13 protein-coding genes are annotated in these 16843 nt (G+C 35.3%); 7 read left to right on the top strand and 6 right to left on the bottom strand.

The genetic code is table 11. The features are described from left to right. Positions 1–72: 72 nt before the first annotated feature. Together C8N37_RS15950 and C8N37_RS15945 are read right to left on the bottom strand one after the other, a co-directional pair. Entirely contained in the window at positions 73–918 is an 846-nt protein-coding gene (locus tag C8N37_RS15950; RefSeq protein ID WP_108159817.1) for an ATP cone domain-containing protein, read from the bottom strand. A gap of 69 nt (positions 919–987) precedes the next feature. Continuing rightward, the gene (locus C8N37_RS15945; RefSeq protein WP_108159816.1) at positions 988–1776 is read right to left on the bottom strand and encodes a sulfite exporter TauE/SafE family protein; all 789 of its coding nucleotides are present in this window, start codon (positions 1774–1776) and stop codon (positions 988–990) included. Between the two features lie 105 nt (positions 1777–1881). Between C8N37_RS15945 and C8N37_RS15940 the strand changes: the two genes are divergently transcribed. The 3 genes from C8N37_RS15940 to C8N37_RS15930 all read left to right on the top strand — a co-directional run bounded on the left by C8N37_RS15940 (position 1882) and on the right by C8N37_RS15930 (position 6481). Then, positions 1882–2181 (top strand): YgaP family membrane protein, encoded by a 300-nt coding sequence (locus C8N37_RS15940; RefSeq protein WP_108159815.1) that lies wholly within the window; start codon positions 1882–1884, stop codon positions 2179–2181. 250 nt (positions 2182–2431) lie between these two features. Further along, a complete protein-coding gene (locus C8N37_RS15935) occupies positions 2432–3649 on the top strand; it encodes a DEAD/DEAH box helicase (RefSeq protein WP_045756063.1) in 1218 nt (405 codons plus the stop codon). A gap of 222 nt (positions 3650–3871) precedes the next feature. Continuing rightward, entirely contained in the window at positions 3872–6481 is a 2610-nt protein-coding gene (locus C8N37_RS15930) for a BamA/TamA family outer membrane protein (RefSeq protein ID WP_108159814.1), read from the top strand. Positions 6482–6549: 68 nt separating this feature from the next. Here the strand turns inward: C8N37_RS15930 and C8N37_RS15925 are convergent, their stop codons facing one another. Further along, positions 6550–6885: a DMT family transporter gene (locus tag C8N37_RS15925; protein ID WP_108159813.1), complete on the bottom strand. Its 336-nt coding sequence runs from the start codon at positions 6883–6885 to the stop codon at positions 6550–6552. Positions 6886–7229: 344 nt separating this feature from the next. Beyond that, positions 7230–9395 (bottom strand): S46 family peptidase, encoded by a 2166-nt coding sequence (locus tag C8N37_RS15920; protein ID WP_108159812.1) that lies wholly within the window; start codon positions 9393–9395, stop codon positions 7230–7232. A gap of 159 nt (positions 9396–9554) precedes the next feature. On the opposite strand from C8N37_RS15920, the gene C8N37_RS15915 reads away from it, so the two are divergent. Further along, positions 9555–10493: a hydrogen peroxide-inducible genes activator gene (locus tag C8N37_RS15915; protein WP_108159811.1), complete on the top strand. Its 939-nt coding sequence runs from the start codon at positions 9555–9557 to the stop codon at positions 10491–10493. 6 nt (positions 10494–10499) lie between these two features. Beyond that, positions 10500–12308 carry a chloride channel protein gene (locus C8N37_RS15910; RefSeq protein WP_170114543.1) on the top strand — a complete coding sequence of 603 codons (1809 nt, stop codon included), beginning with the start codon at positions 10500–10502 and terminating at the stop codon, positions 12306–12308. Positions 12309–12327: 19 nt separating this feature from the next. Here the strand turns inward: C8N37_RS15910 and C8N37_RS15905 are convergent, their stop codons facing one another. Further along, positions 12328–12918 carry a riboflavin synthase gene (locus C8N37_RS15905; RefSeq protein WP_108159810.1) on the bottom strand — a complete coding sequence of 197 codons (591 nt, stop codon included), beginning with the start codon at positions 12916–12918 and terminating at the stop codon, positions 12328–12330. Between the two features lie 712 nt (positions 12919–13630). Between C8N37_RS15905 and C8N37_RS15900 the strand changes: the two genes are divergently transcribed. Continuing rightward, positions 13631–15241 (top strand): GLPGLI family protein, encoded by a 1611-nt coding sequence (locus tag C8N37_RS15900; RefSeq protein WP_244914444.1) that lies wholly within the window; start codon positions 13631–13633, stop codon positions 15239–15241. A 56-nt stretch (positions 15242–15297) separates the two neighbouring features. Here C8N37_RS15900 and ychF read toward each other — a convergent pair whose 3' ends face one another. Next, positions 15298–16398, bottom strand: a complete 1101-nt coding sequence (ychF, locus tag C8N37_RS15895) for a redox-regulated ATPase YchF (RefSeq protein WP_108159808.1) — start codon at positions 16396–16398, stop codon at positions 15298–15300. A 70-nt stretch (positions 16399–16468) separates the two neighbouring features. Here ychF and C8N37_RS15890 point away from each other — a divergent pair, with 70 nt between their 5' ends. Further along, positions 16469–16810: a Rieske (2Fe-2S) protein gene (locus C8N37_RS15890; RefSeq protein ID WP_108159807.1), complete on the top strand. Its 342-nt coding sequence runs from the start codon at positions 16469–16471 to the stop codon at positions 16808–16810. Positions 16811–16843 lie beyond the last annotated feature (33 nt).

Here is a 16843-nt window from a genome sequence, read left to right as displayed (position 1 = left end):
ATGTTATAAAAAGTAATCTCTCGTAGTGGAAGAGTCATTGATCGTATTTGGTCTAATAAAATATCATATTCATCAGGATTCTTCATCCACTTTATAATCGATCAATTCTTTAGCCTCTTGTAGCACTAATCTTACTTTTTCTGGACTTAGTTGGAGAGATTGAAGCGCATTTTTATCTTTTAAGATATCTTTCACCAATATGATCTGATGTTGCAATAGTGTTTTTTCCTGTTCATCAGTTAGTGTGGTCAAGCAGGTCACCGGATAAAATACGGCTCTATCTACACGTCTTTTTATACTATTGTCTTCGGGATAATCCCATGAAAGAAAGTTTACGCCGTAGTATTTTCCAAAATCTTTAGAATCAGAGGTTAAATAAGCATTGGTGACAAGCCAGCCTTGTGTAAACTTTTTGTATTGCCCAAAAAAATGATAATCAATATCACTGATGTCGTTCAATCGAGACAAAAAATACATCGGGGTTGTTACCGAGATTTTAGCGTCAATATCATTTCTGAACTTACATTCAATAGCAAGCATTTCATTGCCTTTAGCAGCCACTACATCAATCTCATGTGACACAGCATGTCCCTGCACTGTTTGTCCTGTTGTACTTTCAAATCCATACTCTTGAAATAATCGACCTATCCATTTCTCGAAATAGAACCCCTCTGGGCCAAGTTCGCGAAGTGCCTTTTTTAGACTATATCGAGCTGCAAGCGAGTTTCTTTGAGATTTCAAAGCCTCAAAAGCTAATTGGTATAAGGCCTTCGTACTGATACCATCAAATAATTTTTCTTTTATTTGAGCGTACACTTTTTCTACCTGATCATGATTAGCTCCCGAACGTGTCAACGAGTGACGTAAACTGTCGCTATTAAATGGGACTAACTCCCCAGAATATTTTTTTACGAGCATAAGATCTTTAATAAGTTACTCCATTTTTAAGTTAACAATACAATTTACGTGCTAATAATAGCAAGATAACTAAAAGAGTTCCTTAATTAAAATATACGTACCCACAAAAAATATAAACCAACCAAAAATTGGTTTTAACTTGTCCGTCGCGATTTTTTTTTGCAGATAACTACCTATTGCTACACCTAGGATCGTTATAGAAAGTAGCTTTACTAAGAAAAACCAATCCATTTGTACATGATCTATATCTCCTAAAAATCCGATGAGTGAATTTAAGGTTATGATGGATAGCGAAGTGCCAATTGCAATTCGGATCGGCATGCGCAATAAAATAACTAAAGCAGGAATAATTAAAAATCCTCCGCCAGCTCCTAAGAAGCCCGTCACTAAACCAATTCCAATTCCCCAAAAGATCATTTTTGTTATTGGTTGTTTTATAGGATGATTGGTACTGACCTGAATTTGTTTATTTTTGATCATACTCCAGGAAGCGCCCAACATCAATACCGCAAAAGCAATCATAGTGATCGTTGATTTTGTCAATTGAAAATGATGGATTTGCAAAATAACTTCTGGAATATGGACCAGTAAAACTTTACGAACGATGAGGATGACAAAGACGGAAGGAATTCCAAAATAAGTCGCTGCACTATAATCCACACCATTTTCTTTTATTTTAAGGAAACTACCTATTAAGCTCGTGAAACCAACAATAAATAGGGAATACGATGTTGCTAATGTAGGATGTATATGGAATAAGTAGACTAAGACCGGTACAGTTAAAATGGAACCACCTGCACCGATTAATCCGAGCGTGATACCGATGAAAATGGATAAAGTATAACCTATGATTTCCATCGTTGAAACATTGTGTCGCAAAGAACGGAATAAATATTAGTAAACAAAAACAAAACTGTACGCAGATTGTTATAAAAAGTAGAACAACTTATAAAATTTATACATATGGGTACGTTAGTAGATAAAGTAATTAGCAAAGTTAAAAGTAAGGTAGACGAAAACTGTGAAAATGGTAAAATTGAAACCTCAGAGCGTATACTTTCAGTTGTAGCTGGTGGATTTATATTAGGTGCAGGTGTGAGGTTTTTAATAAAGCACCCTTTAACGGCACTTTCTGGGTTGTCTCTAGGAGGAGCACTTGTCTACCGAGGTGTGACTGGCAAATGTGCTGTCAAGAAAGCCATTGAGGACGATGCCGAGCGTGTCGAAGTGATTGAGCATCGATACTTTATTAAGAAAGATTAAATTGATAATAAGCAATTTCGATATATAAAAAGCAAAGATCTAATCGTGATAAATTAGGTCTTTCTTTTTTACTCTATAATCCTTATTATTTTCATTTTAAACTTGTAATAAAATAGAATTATTAATCTCTCCCAAATCTGATAGCTTTATATATAATTTACTGAAAATCATGCAGTTATTATTTAATATACGGTAAATAAGAAAAAAAAGCTTACATTATGCTGATTTTTAAAGTAAAAGATAAAAAATATTGAAATTTACAGAATTTGGTTTAGCATCTTCGTTGGAAGAGGGCTTAGATAGCATGGGATATGAAGATGCAACACCTATCCAGGAACAGGCAATACCTGTTGTGCTGGAGCATAAAGATTTGATTGCTTGCGCGCAAACAGGTACGGGTAAAACAGCATCTTATTTACTACCCGTTCTACATCAGATCGCCGAGGAACAATCCGACTATATAAATACGTTAATTTTAGTTCCAACTCGAGAGCTGGCTTTACAGATTGATCAGCAAATCATGGGTTTAGGCTATTTTACTGGAGCCACTTCCATAGCTGTATACGGCGGGGGAAATGGAATGGATTACGAACAGCAACGTACAGCAATAAAAGAAGGAGCGAATATTATCGTGGCAACGCCTGGTCGCTTAATTGCACATTTGGCTTCAGGAAAACTTCATTTTAATAAAGTGAAGCATTTTATTCTTGACGAAGCCGACCGTATGTTAGATATGGGATTTCATGAAGATATAATGAAAATTATTAGTTTTCTTCCTGAAAAAAGACAAAATTTATTGTTCTCTGCCACGATGCCAGGTAAGATTAGAACACTAGCTAAGCAAATATTACACAATCCAACGGAGATCAATATTGCTTTATCAAAACCTTCTGAAGGTATTAGTCAACAGGTTTATATGGTATATGATGATCAAAAAACAGCGCTGATACAACACATTCTTACCAACCCTATCTATACAAGCACCATTATTTTTGCCTCTAAAAAAGAATTTGTAAAGCGATTGTCTATTGATCTGCATAAGAATGGGATCGCAGTTGAGGCATTTCACTCTGATTTGGAGCAGGTGCAACGTGAAGATATCATGAATCGTTTTAAAGCAAAAAAGATCAATGTATTGATCGGTACTGATGTTATTTCCAGAGGTATTGATATCGTAGGGATCAGTTTGGTTATCAACTATGATGTACCGCCGGATCCAGAAGATTATATTCATCGTGTGGGTCGTACTGCTCGAGCAGCGACCACAGGAACAGCAATTACTTTTGTTAATCAGAAAGATCAACAGCGCTTTGCCAAGATCGAAGAGTTGATCGGATCAAGTATTGAAAAACTGCCACTGCCAGCAGGTTTTTCTGAAGGTCCAGTTTTTGATCCAAATCGTTTTTCGGAACATAAAAAGAAAAATACAAGAAAGAAGAAATTCAAAAAATTCGTTAAGAAAGATTAATTATAAAGGGTTTGGCCATGTCAAACCCTTTATAATTTAAGAATTATTCGGTGATTAATTTTTATTTGATATGGCACGCACATCTTGTATAAGCCATTAACTTGCCTTGCTTATGTCTCTTGTTAGATATCAATTTCTGATGAGATGCATGCCTACCATAAGTGCAATTGAAAATTTTATGTATTTTAGATTTAAAATTGACCTTGCATTAATTCATATCGCATGAACCGTTACACATCCCAGCTCTATAAATATAGGTATTGCATCGTCAATGTATGCTTTTTTATCAATTGTATATCCTTATTAAATGCCCAAACAAAAGCCTCATCGGGTGTTGATTCCGTTTATGCTGTGATAGATCCAAGCTATGACAAAGTGAGCAAAATTCATCGATTTTGGCTCGGAGATTCCTATCGCAAATTATACAATACTCCAGTAAAGATGCGAGTGATGAGTCTTCAAGATGAATTTGGGGGTCTCAGCATTGTTAAACTTGGAGGAGGGATGCAGACACAATCGTTACGTCTACGCGATAGCACGGGGCGAGAATGGGTGCTGCGCTCTATAAATAAATATCCTGAAAGAAGTCTACCTGAAAATTTAAGACATACTATTGCAAAAGATATTGTACAAGACCAAATTTCTATCGCTCATCCTTTCGGTGCCCTGACGGTGCCAAAGTTTAATCGTGCATTGCAAATTCCACATGCAAGCCCTTCATTGGTCTATGTGGGGGATGACCCTGGCCTAGGAGAGTACCGTCAAATTTTTAGAAATAGGGCCTACATGTTTGAACCTCGCGTGCCCTTAGAAGATGAAAATGCTAAAACGGACAATACGCTCAAAGCACAACGTAAGTTAGAAGAGGACAATGATATCCAAGTAGATCAAGGATTGACGTTGCGAGCAAGGTTATTAGATTTTCTATTAGGCGATTGGGATCGACATGAGGACAACTGGCGATGGGATGCTCAAAAAGTGGAAGATAAGAAAGTTTATAGTCCCGTGCCACGAGATCGAGATAAGGTTTATTATAAAACTTCCGGTGTATTCCCTGTCTTGCTGTCTATGCAGTGGCTGAAAGCACATTTACAACCCTTCGGAGATCATATTCGCAATGTTGGACAGTGGAATTTCAATGAAAGGCACTTTGATCGTTATTTCTTGAATCATTTAGATGAAAAAGAGTGGAAATCTGAAGTTCAATATGTTCAAAAGATCATGACCGATTCATTAATTGATGTTGCTATGGCTCAAATGCCAGATACCATAGTAAAATTGAGTGCTGCGGAACTAAAAGGACATATCCGTGCAAGGAGAGACAACTTGATGGAGACGGCCCTAACTTATTACAGGGACTTAGCAAAAAATGTCGATATAGCCGCCTCAGCGAAAAATGAATTCTTTTATTTCACCTATCATAAGAATGGTTCTATAGAATTGGAAATTAGGAACAAGAAAAAAGATGGATCTGTAGGTAGAAAATTGGTTAAAAGAACGTTTTATCCAAATGAAACCAAAGAGTTAAGAATTTACGGTCTTGCAGGGACAGATGTATATTATCTAAAGGGAAAGAGTAAATCAAAAATAAAACTGAGATTGATTGGTGGGAAAGGAGCAGATAGTTATTACGTAGAGCCTACTTTCGCCCGTACTAATCGCGTGTATGTTTATGATGATAAAACCGACCAAAATACATTTGAAACAAACAATGCGTTGCAATTAAAACTCTCTAACGATAGCCTTATACATCATTATGATCGGAATAGTTTTAAATACCATAGAACAGGTATACTCGCATCTTTACAATACAGCGTAGATAAGGGACTCATGTTAGGAGCTGGGTATCTAATCGAGAAACAAGGGTTTAGAAAAGATCCCTATGCATTTAAGCAAGATTTTTGGGCACATTATACCACAGGTCGAAAATCATTTAATTTCAAATATAGTGCTGATTTTAAATCGTTATGGAACAAAAATGATTTTTTAATACAGTTGGAATCCGATGGGCCGAATAACCAGGAAAACTTTTTTGGGTTGGGAAATAATACAGAATTTGAGGAACGTAAAAGTAGGGGAATTCAATATTATCGAAATCGATACGATCGAATTTATGCCAACTTTTTACTAAAAAGGGATTTTGGTAATCATTGGAATTGGAAAGCTGGATCTTCCTCTGATTTGATCATCAGCAATGAAGTAGATAACAAAAGTCATTTTTTTGAAAAGTATGCTTTGGAAAATCCCAGCATTCCAGTTTATGGAAAATTTTTCTTTACAGGAATTTTAGCGGCTTTGCAATACGATAGCCGTGATCAAAAAGATAATGCTAAAAAAGGTATTTTTTGGCATAATTTAATTGAAGCAAAAAGTCAGTTAACTGCCGGTAATCATCAATTTATGAGAGTAAAATCGACATTTAGTTTTTACAAAACAAATACTGCAGATTGGATCACATTAGCGAATCGGACAGGATTTGAAACTTTGATCGGAGATCCTTTAATTTTTCAATATGCGCAGTTAGGTGGTGAAAACAGCTTACGGGGATTTAATTCTAAGCGTTTTACAGGAAAGACGATGCTCTACAACAATTTTGAATTGAGACTTAAAGTTTGGAGTTTTGACTCTTATTTAGTTCCAGGAACAGTTGGAATCATTGGTTTTCATGATATAGGGCGGGTTTGGATGTCTGAAGAATCTTCTAGCCGATGGCACACGGGATATGGCGGTGGATTATATATCATACCTGCTGATCTTTTGGTCATTCAAGCTGTTGGAGGATTTTCAAAAGAGGGGTTTCGTCCTTATCTAAGTATTGGTCTCCGCTTCTAATCAGGATATTTTTGTAAATGCCTAAATGGATTTTTAAACGAGCGTCTAAAAATCCATTTAAGTATATTTTAAACAGCCTGATCTTTTCCACCGAAAGTAACCAATACCATCCCAAAGACAATAATGGCTGAACCTAAAATTTGCAGCCAAGCCAACGGTTGTTTGAAAATGAGGGCCATAGCAAGTTGTACCGTAAGAAATGTTCCTCCCGAACATAAGGCTATTACGATAGGCTGGGGAAACGTTTTAAATAATTGAATTAGAAACCAACTGGCAATTATTAGAATTAAATTTCCTGCAATCAAAGCAGCCCAATGGTGTTTAGGATGAATGCCTCCGTACTTGAAAATAACTGTAGATATAATCTGACAAATCCAAAAAGAAACAAAAAAAAAGTAGTTCATGTCATTAATTTTTGATGAAGATAAATTAAATCTAATTGAAATTTTAATAATATCTGCTATTTCTTATAAATCAAAGCGCTAGATAAGATTACCTTTTTGGAAAAGCAAATCGTGAAGCATTGATCGCTTATGAATGATATGGACAGGCTAGCATCTCAAGTTATTTGCAAGACCTCCTTAAGAAAGAAGGTGGGATAGTGTCGATTGAATAATTATAAAGTATATCCTATAAATTGAAGATTGAGGTGCAAGATTGCTCCCTCAGACTTTAAGTAATAAAATTGGCGCCATACAGTATTTAAACTTTATGGCGCCAAATATGAATGTCTTAATTTTTAATAATTTTAGATACCCATTTCTTTAAGGATAAATTGTGCATTATCAATTTTGTCTGCTACCCACAATACATAACGAATATCGACACCAATTGAACGGCTATAGCTATCATTCCATGCAAAATCGTTGATAGTAGCATCATATGAGCGATCAAAGTTAACACCGATCAATTCACCATACGCATTCATAATAGGCGATCCCGAGTTTCCACCAGTCGTATCCATATTGTAAAGCATATTCACTGGCACATCATTTAATTCTTTTTTAACATATGGTCCAAAATTTTTAGTTTCCCATGCCGTTTTGATTTCTGAAGGATAGTCAAAGTCCGCTTCACCAAGATTACCCTTTTGTATGATACCCGCTAGTGTCGTGAAGGGTTTCATATAAGTAGCATCTACTGGTGAGTACCCTTTTATATTACCGAATGTCAATCTTAAGGTCGAGTTGGCATCTGGAATGAAGTTTTTGGATTGGTACAGTTCCTTAACAGCAACGTAGTCTCCCATCAATTTATTGAGTACACCATCTCTTCTTTTTTGCTCCACAGCAAACTTTTGGATATCAAAATCTAATGCAGATTGGAATTTTAGCAGTTCATCAGAATAGGCCAATAGACTCTTCGAATTTGCTAAAATATGATTGAATAATTCTGCACTATTATTTAGTTTTGATTCTGTAATTAATTTTCCTGCATATGCTCCAACGAGTTGTGGATCTTGGAATTTTAACTTTTGAATGCTTTCAATTTGATTATTGCCTTGGAAGGCATGTGCATCTTCAAGCATCTTAGCGAATATTCGTAGATCCGCATATTGACTATAGCTTTCATAGATAGCCTCTAAATTTGTTTTTAATTTAGCGCTATTCAATTCAAAAAATGCCTGTTGTTGTTGTGTTGTTTTTTGTTCTAGCATAGCTGCTTTGAAGATATTTATTTCTTTTGCAACACGCATTAGACTGGTACTCGTGTAGATATTATTCATCCACATTTCTTTGTAAGCATCTTGGTTGATCAAGTGATACAATCCATCGATATCACTCATCAATGTACCATATTTAGTTTTCAAATTTGCTTTGCTGTTGATAAATGCGCTTAAAGCCTGATCCTCTTTTCTTTTAGTATCAATCAAAGCAATATTGCGGAGACCTTTTAGTTTTCCTTTGTAATTTTTAAGCACATTTGCATTTCTTTTGATACGTGTTGCAAGGTACAGGGCAGCATTGTTATCTGTTTTGCCCGCCTCATACATACGATCATTTTGAAATTCGTATAAATTAGATACATAAGGCAACAAAAAGTTCTGTTGATATTGGATGTATTGTGCAGGACGATGTCTAAATGTACGTCCTGGATAACCTAAAATAAATACAAAGTCATTTTCATTAACACCTTTTGGATTTACTTTTAAAAATTTCTTTGGTTGATAGGGTACATTATCTTTTGAAAATTTGGCAGAAGCCCCATCTTTACCCACATATGCGCGTAAAAAAGAATAATCACCTGTATGACGAGGCCATACCCAATTGTCTGTTTCACCACCGAACTCACCGATATTTTGGCGAGGAATATAAACGAGACGAACGTCTTCAATAGTTTTGTAACGAAATAGAACATATGTTTTACCAATAAACATTTCGGAAACTTCTGCTTTTATCGTTGGATCTTGCTTTTGTGCTTCAGCAACTAATTCCTGTTGCTTTTTCTTTATTACATTAATTCGTTCAGAAGGATCGGTAACCTGTGCAACAGCAGACAAGATTTTGTCAGATACATCTTCATAAGAGTCTGTTATACGTATGGTTAGTCCTCTAGCCTCAATCTCCTGTTCATGTGATTGTGCAACGAAGCCATTTTTAAGGTAATTATTAATAGGGGTACTAGCTAATTGTACAGCAGAGAACGCGCAGTGATGGTTGGTAATAATCAGTCCACTACCAGATATAAATGAACCCGTACATCCACTCACTTGTACCAAAGCATCTACTAGCCCCACTTTTCCAGGATTATAAATATCTTTTTCACTAATTTTCAGGCCAGCACTCTTTAAGCCTGCTCTGCTTAATTCGCTAAGTGGAAACATACCTTCGTCAGGTGATTTCGCTTGGATGGTAAGGGCAGTTGTTGCTAAAAGAAGGAGCAGGCTCCATGATTTGGTGTTCAATAACTTCATGTTTGTTTATATAATATTAATAGGAATGTTTCGTTTCCGATCCAACTCCAAAGATAAAGAATAAAAAGATAAAGAATAATAAGTATATATCTTTAGCTCGTCATTCGATCATTTGGTATGAAATATGTTTGTTACTTTTGTACAAATAAAATTGCTAAGATGACGCTCATCCAATTAGAGTATATAGTCGCCGTTGATACATATAGAAACTTTGTAGCCGCTGCCGAAAAGTGTTTTGTGACACAGCCCACATTAAGTATGCAAATCCAAAAACTGGAGGAGTCGATAGGAGTTAAGATTTTTGATCGTAGTCGTCAACCTGTCGTTCCGACAGAAATAGGAGATAAGATTATCGCGCAAGCACGTACCATCCTTATTGAAAGCAAAAAGGTATTGGAGATTGTACAAAATGAAAATGGAGAATTAGATGGAGAATTACGCATAGGAGTCATTCCTACCATAGCGCCTTATCTGCTACCTGCTGTGTTGACTAGTTTTATGGATAAATATCCTAAAATACAATTGCAGATCTGGGAATATACAACTGAGCGAATTATTCATGAGTTGAAAGTTGGTCTTTTGGACTGTGGTATCCTATCAACCCCCCTACATGAAGCCGGGATTATTGAGAAGCCACTATTTTATGAAAATTTTGTTGCTTACATTTCTGAAAATAGCCCACTTTTTAGTAAAAAGATGTTGAGTGCAGATGATATCGGGGAAGATAAGCTATGGTTGCTAAATGAAGGACATTGTATGAGAGGTCAAGTATTAAATATCTGCCATCATAAGCATAATTATGATAGTTCAGGTCGCTTTGAGTATAATACAGGTAGTGTTGAAACATTAAAAAAAATGGTCGATATCAACTCTGGTATAACAATTTTGCCTGAATTGTCTATAGTGGATTACAATGAAGATCAGCTAAATCGTATCCGCTATTTTAAGACTCCTGAGCCGGTACGAGAAATTAGTCTTGTTACTACACAGAATTTTGTAAAAAAACATGCCATAGATGCATTATCAAGTGAAATCATGGATGCCATACCAGATAAGTTCAAAACAAAGAGAAAAAAGGAAGTCCTAAGTTTTCAATAAAATAAAATGAGTAATCATACATTAAAAAGTCGGCTAAACATGAAATTAAATGCGATCAACAATTGGCGTATGCATAAGATTTCAAATCGTAATTTCATTATCATCCTTGCTTTTGTAGTCGGAATATTTGGAGGTATTGCTGCCTCTGTTTTAAAGGCTTTAACGCATTTCATCGCATCAACCTTACAAGATGATGTTGATTGGCACTATAAATATTCGTTTTATTTATTTTTCCCTTTACTCGGTATACTCTTGAGTGTATTGTATGTGCGTAAGGTTTTGAAATCAAAGAGCTTAGAGCATGGTATAACCCCTATTATATATGCGATTTCTAGAAAGTCAAGTCATATACCAGTTCACAATATTTACTCGCAAATCATTACATCTGCTATGACCGTTGGATTTGGAGGTTCTAGTGGTCTAGAAGCACCGATTGCGATGAGTGGATCGGCAATAGGCTCTAATACGGGGCGCTTTTTTGGATTGCAATACAAGGAGGTAACGATGTTGTTGGCATGTGGAGCAGCCGCTGGTATTGCAGGCGCTTTTAATAGCCCGTTGGCAGGTATGGTATTCGCGATTGAGATTCTATTACCTGAATTTTCAATTCCTGTACTTATTCCTTTATTAATATCTGCAGCAATGGCATCTGTTGTTTCACAGACGCTTTATAGTGAACCATTGTTTCATACATTTAGTACAGAATGGGAGGTATCAGCTCTTTTTTTCTATTTATTATTAGCCTTATTAGTTGGTGGTTATTCTGTGTATTTTGCTAAAATCAGCAGTGTCGTAAAAAATTGGTTCTTAAATATTAAGAACCCTTATAATAAGGTTTGGGTGAGTGGTATATCATTGGGACTAATGATCTTTATTTTTCCTGCGCTTTATGGAGAAGGTTATATCGCTATTCAACAAATTTTGAACGGCCAATTTAATGCGATTGTTAAAAATAGTTTGTTCTCAGATTATCAGGATATAGGTGTTGTGATATTAGCATACTCCGTTTTAACACTATTCGCAAAATCTTTTGCCGCCTTATTTACGTTGAATGGAGGTGGGAATGGAGGAGTTTTTGGGCCAAGTCTAGTGATGGGAGGCTTATTGGGATTTGCTTTTGCTTATGGTGTTAACCTCACGGGAGTGACCGAATTAAATGTTCCTAATTTTGTAGTAGTGGGTATGGCAGGAGCATTAAGTGGGATTATGCATGCACCATTAACAGGCGTCTTCCTTATTGCGGAAATTACAGGCGGTTATGGTTTAATGGTTCCGCTCATGCTTGTTACTTCCATTTCTTATTTAATTAACAGATCTATTCAGAAATATTCTATTTATACCAAAGTATTAGCAGACTCCGGTGATCTGCTCTCGTATGAAGATAAAGATCGATCCGTATTGAGTATGATGAAAGTCCGATATGTACTAGAGACCAATTTTGTGATTTTGCGACCTGATGAAACGCCTAAGATGAGACAATCGGACATCATCCATAGCAAACGCAATATTTTTCCTATTGTCACTGAGAAAGGAAAACTATTGGGAATCCTATATAGTGAACGCTTATTTTCTATTTTACTAGGTGAGGAGGAAGGTATCGATCAACCTTTTCATAAATTAGCTGAAATACCAACCGATCTTGTTAAAATACATGAAGAAGATATGGAGTCGGTCATGCTTAAGATGAAAAAAGATGATGTCTGGATCTTACCAGTCATTGATAAGGACGGAAATTATCTTGGCTTTGTGTCCAAGTCCAGTGTGTTTAATAAATATAGAGCACTGCTGATGCGGCAGGGACATTACTTAGAATAATATAGGATGGCTTTGAGAATTAATTTCTCAAAGCCATTATTTTTGAAACATACTTGCCAATAATATCAAATTCCAAATTTACTTGAGTACCTACTTGAACATGCTTTAAATTAGTATGTTCAATAGTATAGGGAATGATAGCTACAGAAAACTGATCAATTTTTGAATTAACCACTGTTAAGCTTATTCCATTTACAGTTATAGAACCTTTTTCAACTGTTATGTTTTGCAGGCTCGAGTCATATTGAAATGTGAATAAAAAGCTTCCATCCAAGTCTTGCTTTCCTATACACGTGGCCACTTGATCAACGTGCCCTTGGACAATATGTCCGTCAAAACGACCATTAGCCTGGGTACATCGTTCGATATTCATCTCATCATCAATTTTTAAATCATTTAAATTTGTTTTCTGAAGTGTTTCATCGATAGCAGTAACTTGGTGGATATTGTTTTCAATGCCTACCACAGTCAAACAGATTCCGTTGTGGGATACACTTTGGTCTATTTTCAATTCATTTGAAAGAGTGCTCTCAATAAATAAATGAATATTGGTATCTTCCTTTACTATATTTTTGACCTTTCCTAAGGTTTCAATTATTCCTGTAAACATGCGTTTTTTTATTTTATACAAAGATATAGATAAAATAAGGATATAAAAATGATTAGAATCATTCTAAATTGTAGATTTTCAACTACAAAATTTATATTCAAAAAAAAAGAATAATTAAATATTTGCAATAGTGTTATATATACACTATCTTTGAGGCATCATAATTTAGGTTTATAATTGGTTATAAAGGTTTTCATTCTCCCCGTTTGAAAACCTTTTTTTATTGTATTAATACATAATTAATGACTCATAGTTTAAAAAATATCATTATTATAAATTTTTGATTTTATTTACCTTATCGTCATATTATATTAATCATCTGCTTTAGTGTTGAGCATACACTTTACATATTAGGGTATTATTGTAGGCTAACATGGATAAAATGTTGGAAATTGGGCTTCATTTGAGTTTAATTATTTATTGTTTTAAAGTAAATAATAGGTGTTGAGCGCTTCAATTTTAAATGTTTTTAAAATTTGTTTGAAGAATTGTTTTGTAAGAATAATAAATAAATTTTACCTTTGACTTAGGTTTAGGTTGATTACCTCTTTCAAGAGGTACTTTAAAGCCTGGGAAATCGCTCGATTCTCTCAGGCTTTTCTTATTTTTATCCATATTATGAATCATTTTTCTATTTTTGAGTCTTAATCATTTATCCCATACTATGCGAATATTATATCTATTGCTATCGCTTTTTTTGTCGCAATCACTAATGGCTCAGAAAGGAATTTTAGTTGAATATCAAAGATCAAGTAATAATAAGATCTTAGAAAGTGAAGATCCAACTTTAGTTTATGCAAATGCCGAACAAACGGTAATCACAAGTCGGAGAATTGTAAATGGAGAAGCAAAAACTCCTTATGAAGTTTTTGTTGTCAAGCGACCTTCCAATGCCTATTATAAATTAACGCAAATTACAGCTCAACAACAGATTGCAACTATTGATTCATCTGCGATCAATAAGCAAAAGCTGGAAATCACCACAGAAAGTAAAAAAATATTAGGTTATACTTGTTATCGAGCAAGAACGACTGTAAATTCAAACAGTATTGATATTTGGTATACGACAGAATTAAAAATAAAAGGTGGTCCTTCTGACTTAGGTCAAAACTTAGGTTTTGTTCTTGAAGTGGTTCGCAATGGTAATTCTGCTGTTACAGCAAGTAAAATTGAGCATCTAAAAACTTGGCCACAGGCTTTATCGTTACCGGCTAATCTAACCTATGTGGACGATCTGACCTATAAGGATTTGCTATGGAAAAGTAGATTTATACAGATACCGATTTTTAAAAATGAAAAAATAAGTTTTTCTGATGATAGTAAATCTGATAGTATCTTAAGATTTGCGCAAGGTACTGTCATTGTTAAAAAAGTAAAAATTCCAAAAATTGCAGCTGGACAGAACGTATTTGTCCAATTGACCGAAAAATCAAAAGGGGATGCTTACGATCGCACAGGCTCTGTTTTTATCATTCCTCAAGATCAGCACCTTTCTTTTTTAGACGGGATGCAGCAGGGGATGAATACGCTTCCTTTATATGATAATGGTAATGGTAAAAAATACCAAGGTGTAGTCCGAACTGCAAATTATACACCTATCTTAGAACTTATGCGCTTTTTTACTCCATTTGGGGTAAGTCAATTTAATTATTTGAAGTTGAAAGGCAAAACTTGGCAAGATTCTGTATTGTATAGACAGGATATTAGTGAACTTGCAAGTGCGATTAGTGATCGAGAAGTGTACGTTGGAACTTTTATCGGCAACTATGACAAAAACGGACACGAAGTGAGCCTAGAGTTAACCGTACATCCTGGATTTGATAATAAACACGCGTTAAAAAAACTACTTCCGATTTTTAATACAACCAATGTAATGGAAATGGGCGGTCAGGAGTACGGAACGATGTTCGACAAAGAAAAGGGATTAGAGGTGACTTTTGAATTGAAAGAAGATGCCTCAAATGTTCAATTACGCTATGTGACAACTGGTCATGGTGGTTGGGGTAATGGTGATGAGTTTGTTCCAAAGACAAATAGCTTATTTTTGAATGGTAGTGCACTTTTCAGTTATACACCATGGCGCAATGACTGTGGTTCTTACCGGTTAAGCAATCCTGCTTCGGGGAATTTTTCGAATGGATTGTCTTCATCAGATTTAAGTCGTTCAAATTGGTGTCCTGGAACAGTTACTTACCCCATATTCATTGATATAGGTCGTTTGAAGGCGGGTAAACATACCGTAAGAGTACAAATACCTCAAGGGGAAAGCGAGGGGACAAGTTTCAGCAGTTGGAATGTGTCTGGCGTATTAGTGTACGACTAAAAATAAAAGGGCTGAAAATATATATTTTCAGCCCTTTTATTTTTAATATTACCTTCTTATACGTTAAATCTGAAATGCATAATGTCACCATCTTCAACAATATATGTTTTTCCTTCGACAGATAATTTACCAGCTTCTTTACAAGCTGCTTCTGAACCTAATTCAATGAAATCATTATATTTAATAACCTCTGCACGGATAAATCCTTTTTCAAAGTCAGTGTGGATCACACCTGCTGCTTGAGGTGCTGTAAAACCCTTTTCAATCGTCCACGCGCGAACTTCTTGTACACCTGCAGTAAAATAGGTTGCTAAGTCTAAAAGTGAATAAGCAGCTACAATTAATTTAGAAACCCCAGATTCCGCTAATCCTAAATCATCTAAGAACATTTGACGTTCTTCAAAGCTTTCTAATTGTGCGATTTCGGATTCAATTTGAGCTGAAATAATTAATACTTGAGCATTTTCATCTTTTACTTCCTCTTTTACACGGTCAACATAAGCATTTCCAGTATTAACAGAAGCTTCATCAACATTACAAACATATAATACAGGTTTAACTGTTAATAAGGCTAATTCTTGAATAAAATCAAAATCATCCTTTTCAAGTTGTGCTGTACGTGCAGATTTACCAGCTTCTAAATGATCTTTTACAACAGATAAGATTTCATAGGTGCGTTTAGCATCTTTGTCACCACCTGTTTTAGCCATTTTTTCCACTTTTTGAATACGTTTTACAACCGTGTCCAAATCTTTCAATTGTAACTCCGTATCAATGATCTCCTTATCACGGATCGGATCTACAGATCCATCCACGTGTATCACATTGCCATCATCGAAACAACGTAAAACGTGGATAATTGCATTTGTTGTACGGATATTACCTAAAAATTGATTACCGAGACCTTCACCTTTAGAAGCGCCTTTTACTAAACCAGCGATATCAACAATCTCGATTGTGTTTGGAACAATTTTCTGAGGATTAACTAATTCAGCTAATTTATTAAGACGGGTATCAGGAACAGTGATAACCCCAACATTTGGTTCAATAGTACAGAAAGGAAAGTTTGCCGCTTGTGCTTTAGCGTTAGACAAACAGTTAAATAGTGTTGATTTACCTACGTTAGGTAATCCAACGATACCGCATTGTAAAGCCATAAAATATGCTAGTTTTTTGAATTTACGCAAAGATAAAAAATAAGTCGAAACTTTCTATGTATCTTTAATTATGTTGCAATGGTATAAAATAGATAAGACGAGCTCTTATGATGAAAATCGAATTTATGAGGTCGAAGTGGGCAGTAATCGTATCTGTATTTTGCATCACGTTTCTGGATGGAAAGCTTTTTCAAGGAAATGCCCACATGCAGGAGCCTCATTTGTAACAGGATGGTGTGAAGGTGAAGAGCTTGTATGCTCATATCATCGACATCGGTTTAATCTGAATACTGGTAAAGGCTGTACTAATCAAGGTAATTATATAAAAATATATCCGACCAGAATAGAAAATAATGAATTGTATGTAGGAATTAAAAAAACGAGATCTTTCTTTACTCAATTATTTAAATAGTTATGTATATCAACTGATCAATTAGTTAAGATC

This window comes from Sphingobacterium faecium, assembly GCF_003054045.1.
GTDB lineage: Bacteria > Bacteroidota > Bacteroidia > Sphingobacteriales > Sphingobacteriaceae > Sphingobacterium > Sphingobacterium faecium.
Note: the sequence above shows the minus strand (reverse complement) of the source record. Positions and strands in the feature narration are given on the sequence as shown.